Here is a 5,136-nt window from a genome sequence, read left to right as displayed (position 1 = left end):
GCTCGATCCGGTTGGCGCACGACGCGCAGGTCATGCCGCCGATCTCGAGGTCGATCGTGGTTGTCTCGGGAGCGGTCATCGTTTCACCCCTGTGCGCTGTCGAGGACGAACGCGGCGGTCCGAACGACGCCGTCGACCTGGAAGTCGAAGTAGGCGAGGTAGCGGCCTGACGAGGGGGCCGTCGCGGCGAAGGCGACGGCGGATCCCGCCGCGTCGTCATGGTGGGGGTGTACATGCGTGTAGGCGAGGTCGCCGGCCCGTAGGACGACGAGGTGCCCGAGGGCGCCCAGGTAGGGCTGCAACGTCACCGGCCGGCCGTCTCGGCGGACCGTGGCGGTCAGCGCGGATGGTCCGGAGTGGTCGGAGCCCGAGTGGCCCAGCTCGCCGTCGAGGGTGACGGTGAAGCCGTCGAGGGTGGCGCTGCGGCTGGGCTGCGGCGCAGCCGGCGTGAAGTCGCCCGCCACCTGGATATCGCCAGCCAGGACGACCGGCTCGTCGCTGGCCCGATCGCCGGGCACGAAGTCGGCGAACACGCGGTAGGTGCCCGCGGCCGGTGCCCGCCAGTCGACCTTCCACGCCCCCGCGGCATCGCGGGTGGGGTGCACGTGGGCGAAGTGGGCGCCGTCGGCGCGCACGACGATCAGGTGCAGGTCCTTGGTGTGCGACGAGGTGAACCGGGTCAGCGGGACGCCGTTGGACGTGGTGATTGTGAAGGAGACTTCTCCGGTGATGCCGGTCCGCTCGGGGCCGCTCAGACCGGTGAGCGCGTAGCCGTCAGCCGTCATCGAGGTGCCGACGACCGGCTGGTTCATGGTCTCGTGGCCGCTATGGCCATCGGTCTGCGCTCCCTGGTGGGAGTGGGCGGGTGCGGCTGGGAGCTCCGATTGGGCGGGTACCGCGTAGCGCCCGATCGCGAGCGCAGCGCCGAACACCGCGACGAGGCCGACCGCGAACAGCGCCATGCGCGTCGCGGCGTTGGCCGGCGCCTCCATCAGACCCGGGTGGCCGTGTAGCCGGCCTCGGCGACCGCCGCCAGGACGGCGTCGTCGTCGATGGGCCGATCGGCGGTGACGGTCAGTTCTCCGGTTGCGGCGCTGACGTCGACGTCGGTGACGCCGGGAACCTCACCGACCTCCTCGCGCACGGACATCTCGCAGTGACCGCAGGTCATTCCTTTGACCAAGTAGTCAACTGTGCTCATGGTGGTGACTCCTCACTTGCTCGACCATGTCCGATTGTATACCCCTGGGGGGTATATCTCAAGGAAGGGTCAGGGCAGGAGGATCGCACGGCCGGGGAGTCTGCCTGCCTCGAGGTCGTCGAACGCCCGGGCGTAGTCCTCGAGTGGATAGTCGGTGGTCTCCACGTGGATGAGACCCCGCCGCGCGAGCGCCAGTACTTCGTCGAGGTCGGCTCGCGTCCCGCCGTAGGAGGTCTGCACGGTGACGCCCCACGGAACAGCGTTGACGCCGTTGAGTGAATACGTGAACTCCCCGCCGCCCAGCCCGGCCAGTCGTAGATGGCCCTCGGGGGCGACGACGGCGGTGGCCAGGGCCACCGATGGCGCCACGCCTACGAAGTCGAAGACGACGTCGGCACCGAAGCCGGCGGTCTCCTCGAGGATCCGCGCGGCGGTGTCACCGTCGGAGAGCAGCGCGATATCGGCGCCGAGGCGGGTCGCCTGCGCCACCTTCGCCGGATTGGCGTCGACCGCGATGATTCGGGCGGCGCCGACGGCGCGAAGGATTTGCACGGCCATGTGGCCGAGGCCGCCGAGTCCGATCACCACCGCCACAGCGCCCGCATCGAGCCGGTTCCGGACGGTGTTGATCGCGTGCATCGGCGTGACGCCGGCGTCGGCCAGCGGTGCCACCCGCGTCGGATCCAGTGGTGGCAACGGACCGCCGTCGAGGGGGACGACGTGGCGCGCGTCGGCGACGATGTACTCGGCCATCGTCCCGTCGGGGCCGAGTCCCGGCGTCGTCGGGAACATCCACCGGGTGCCGTTGGTCTGGCACGCGTTGGACCGGCCCCCGACGCATTGGCGGCAGTGCCCGCACGCCCACATGAGGTCGATGATCGCCGGCTGGCCCTCGGTCAATCCCGTCACGCCGGCACCGAGGGCGTCGACGTAGCCGGCGCCCTCGTGGCCGAGTGTGATGCCGTGAAACGGCGACCCGGCCGCGCCGACCGCCATGATCGTGACATCGGAATGGCAGATCCCGGCTCCGGCGATCCGCACCCGCACCCGGCCCGGACCGGGCTCGGGAACGGGTACGTCGCGCAGTTCGAGCCGGTTGGCGTCGACCAGCTTCAGGGCGCGCATCTCAGTCACGCGCGTCTACGACGTCGTAGGCCGCGTCGGCGTATTCGGCGCGGATCCGCTTCTTGTCGAACTTGCCGACCGAGGTCTTGGGCACCTCGGTGACGAACGCCCAGCGCTCGGGCAGTTGCCACCGCGGCACCAAACCGGCCAGGTGCTCGCGCAGCTTAGCTGCGTCGGCCTGCGCCTCGTCGGCCACGACGGCCAGGACGAACGGCCGCTCGTCCCACTTCTCGTCGGGCACGGCGACCACGGCGGCCTCGGTCACCACCGGGTTGGACATGATCGTGTTCTCCAACTCGACCGAGGAGATCCACTCGCCACCGGTCTTGATCAGGTCCTTGGTGCGGTCGACGATCGTCATGAAGCCGTCGGGGCTGATCGACGCCACATCGCCGGTCCGCAGCCATCCGTCGTGGAACTTCGCGGGATCACTGACCGGTCCGTCGGGGGAGTAGTAGGCGCCGGTGATCCACGGCCCGCGCACCTCCAGCTCGCCGGCCGACTCGCCGTCCCACGCGACCTCGTTTCCGTCGTCGTCGATGAGGCGGGCTTGCACGGCCGCGGGGAAGCGGCCCTGCGTGACGCGGTACGCGAACTCCTGGTCCGGGTCTTCGACGCCGAACGGCGGCCGCGAGACCGAACCGAGGGGCGACGTCTCGGTCATGCCCCAGGCGTGGGTGATGGGCGCGCCGAACTCGTCGAACTGCTTGATCATCGACGGGGGGACGGCTGCGCCGCCGACGACCACCTCGCGCAGGTGGCTGATGTCCTGCGGTGCCGCCTTCAACTGGGCGGCGACGCCCTGCCAGATGGTGGGCACCGCCGCGGCGAACGTCGGACGGGCCGCGGCCATCATCGCCAGCAGCGGCTCGGGCTGCAGGAAGCGGTCGGGCATGACCAGCGTCAGGCCGGCCATCATGGCGGCATACGGCAGGCCCCACGACATCACGTGGAACATCGGCACGATCGCGAGCACCGAGTCCTTGTTGCCCAGACCCATGCCTGATGCCGAGCACACCTGCATGGAGTGCAGCCAGATGCTGCGGTGGCTGTAGACCACGCCCTTCGGGTCGCCGGTGGTGCCGGAGGTGTAACACATCACCGCGGCGTCGCGCTCGTCGATCTCAGGCCAGTCGTAGACCGTCGGCTCGCCGGCGATGAGCTCGTCGAAGGAGTGCACGGTGATGCCCTCGGGGGCCTCGAAGGCACTCGCCGGCCCGTTCGCGACGATGACGTGCTTCACGTTCGGCGTGGCCTTGACGTACTGGGCGAGCATCGGCGCGATCGACGCGTCGACGATGATCACCTTGTCGTCGGCGTGCTTGATGATGTAAACGGCCTGCTCGGGGGACAGACGCAGGTTCAGCGTGTGCAGCACGGCACCCATCGAGGGCACCGCGCCGTAGGCGACCTGGTGTTCGTTGTTGTTCCACATGAAGGTGGCGACGCGATCGCCGCGACCGATGCCGAGCTTGGCCAGCGCATGGGCGAGTTGTGCAGTGCGATCACCGAGCTCCGGGAATGAGATCGGGCGCAACTCCGACCCGGTCCAGGTGGTCACCCCCGTCTCGGGGAAGGTGCGCCGGCTGTACTCCACCAGTCGGGCGATGGTCAGCTCACCCGGTTGCATGGTCGATGCGATCACTAAAGGCCTCCTCGTTGCGTTGTGTGACCCAACTTACAACGGGGGTACCGGCTGGCGGGGGCGGGTCGTCAGAGGTCCGCGGCGGCGGCCGAATCCAGGAACCAGACGGTGGTGGTGAGTCCGTGCGCTCCCGCGCACGGCCAGTCGTCGGCACTCGCCCCGGCCAGGCCTGCGGCCACGGCTTGCGCCTTGTCGGCCCCGGCGACCAGGAACCACACGTGCCGCGACGAATTCACGGCGGGCAGCGTCAGGGTGATCCTTCGCGGAGGCGGCTTAGGCGAGTCGGTGACCGTTACGACCGACCGCTGCGCCTCCGCTACGGCGGGGGTGTGGGGGAACAGCGAATTGATGTGGCCCTCGCCGCCCATACCCAGCAGGTGGACGTCGAAAACGGCGCCGTCCTCGTCGGGCGCGATGGCGTCGACGACGGCGCCGTACGCGGCAGCCGCGGCCTCGATGTCGTCGCCGTAGTCGCCGTCGCTGGGTGCCATCTCATAGACCTGCGCGCCCGCGGCGTCGGGATCGTCGAGCAGGGCCGCGCGGGCTTGCCCACTATTGCGGTCCGCGTCGTCGGCCGGCACGAACCGGTCGTCGCCGAAGTACACGTGCAGCGCTGCGAAGTCGATCTCGTCGACCCGGTCGACCAATGCCGACAGCAGGGCGATGCCGTTGCTGCCGCCGGTGAGCACCACGCGGGCGAGGCCGCGCTCGCGCTGGGCGTCGGCGATCACGGCGACGAGCCGGTCCGCGGCGGCGTCGACCAGGCCGGCGGCATCGTCGTGGACGGAGGTCTCGGGGATGGGGATCACGGGTGTCACCTCGTCGTGTGCTGGAGCCGCTTGGTACCGCGCAGGGCGCGGGCGTAGGTCTCGTCGGGGTCGAGGCGGCGCAGCTCTTCGGCGAGGCACGCCCCGGTCGTGCGGTCGCGCCACGGGGTGCGGGCATCGGGGCACCCGGGGTCGCGGATCAGCGTGTAGTCGCCGTCGTGAGTCAGTGACAGCAATCCGTCGGCGCAGTCGATTTCGACGCCGAGGTCACCGTCGAGGCGCTCGGTGGGCACGCGCAGGCACTCGGCGAGCCAGCCGGCGAGCAGGTCGAGCCCGACCGACGGACCGGGCCCGGCGACGCGGACGCGCACCGGTTTGCGGGCCGGCACGCGGTCGAA

Annotated in this window: 6 protein-coding genes; all 6 read right to left on the bottom strand. The window is 70.2% G+C overall.

Features of this window, described 5'->3' with window-relative positions:
- Nucleotides 1-83: 83 nt before the first annotated feature.
- The gene (locus B4L26_RS03120; protein ID WP_290715707.1) at nt 84-992 is read right to left on the bottom strand and encodes a heavy-metal-associated domain-containing protein; all 909 of its coding nucleotides are present in this window, start codon (nt 990-992) and stop codon (nt 84-86) included.
- Nucleotides 992-1,201, bottom strand: coding sequence for a heavy-metal-associated domain-containing protein (locus B4L26_RS03115; protein ID WP_290715705.1), 210 nt, complete (start codon nt 1,199-1,201; stop codon nt 992-994). Before B4L26_RS03115 ends, B4L26_RS03120 begins: the two co-directional genes overlap by 1 nt.
- A 69-nt stretch (nt 1,202-1,270) precedes the next feature.
- Nucleotides 1,271-2,326 carry an NAD(P)-dependent alcohol dehydrogenase gene (locus B4L26_RS03110; protein WP_290715709.1) on the bottom strand — a complete coding sequence of 352 codons (1,056 nt, stop codon included), beginning with the start codon at nt 2,324-2,326 and terminating at the stop codon, nt 1,271-1,273.
- Nucleotide 2,327: 1 nt separating this feature from the next.
- Nucleotides 2,328-3,971, bottom strand: coding sequence for a long-chain fatty acid--CoA ligase (locus tag B4L26_RS03105; protein ID WP_290715703.1), 1,644 nt, complete (start codon nt 3,969-3,971; stop codon nt 2,328-2,330).
- 68 nt (nt 3,972-4,039) lie between these two features.
- Nucleotides 4,040-4,777: a 6-phosphogluconolactonase gene (pgl, locus tag B4L26_RS03100; protein ID WP_409563534.1), complete on the bottom strand. Its 738-nt coding sequence runs from the start codon at nt 4,775-4,777 to the stop codon at nt 4,040-4,042.
- Nucleotides 4,778-4,785: 8 nt separating this feature from the next.
- Nucleotides 4,786-5,136 (bottom strand): OpcA/G6PD domain-containing protein (locus tag B4L26_RS03095; protein WP_290715699.1); only part of this gene is annotated, 351 nt, incomplete at its 5' end.

This window comes from Gordonia sp. UBA7599, from assembly GCA_002477755.1.
Lineage (GTDB): Bacteria > Actinomycetota > Actinomycetes > Mycobacteriales > Mycobacteriaceae > Gordonia.
Note: the sequence above shows the minus strand (reverse complement) of the source record. Positions and strands in the feature narration are given on the sequence as shown.

Coding starts and splice junctions, on each gene's coding strand:
- B4L26_RS03110 (WP_290715709.1), bottom strand. CDS start 2,326: ATGCGCGCCCTGAAGCTGGTCGACGCCAACCGGCTCGAACTGCGCGAC.
- B4L26_RS03120 (WP_290715707.1), bottom strand. CDS start 992: ATGGAGGCGCCGGCCAACGCCGCGACGCGCATGGCGCTGTTCGCGGTC.
- B4L26_RS03115 (WP_290715705.1), bottom strand. CDS start 1,201: ATGAGCACAGTTGACTACTTGGTCAAAGGAATGACCTGCGGTCACTGC.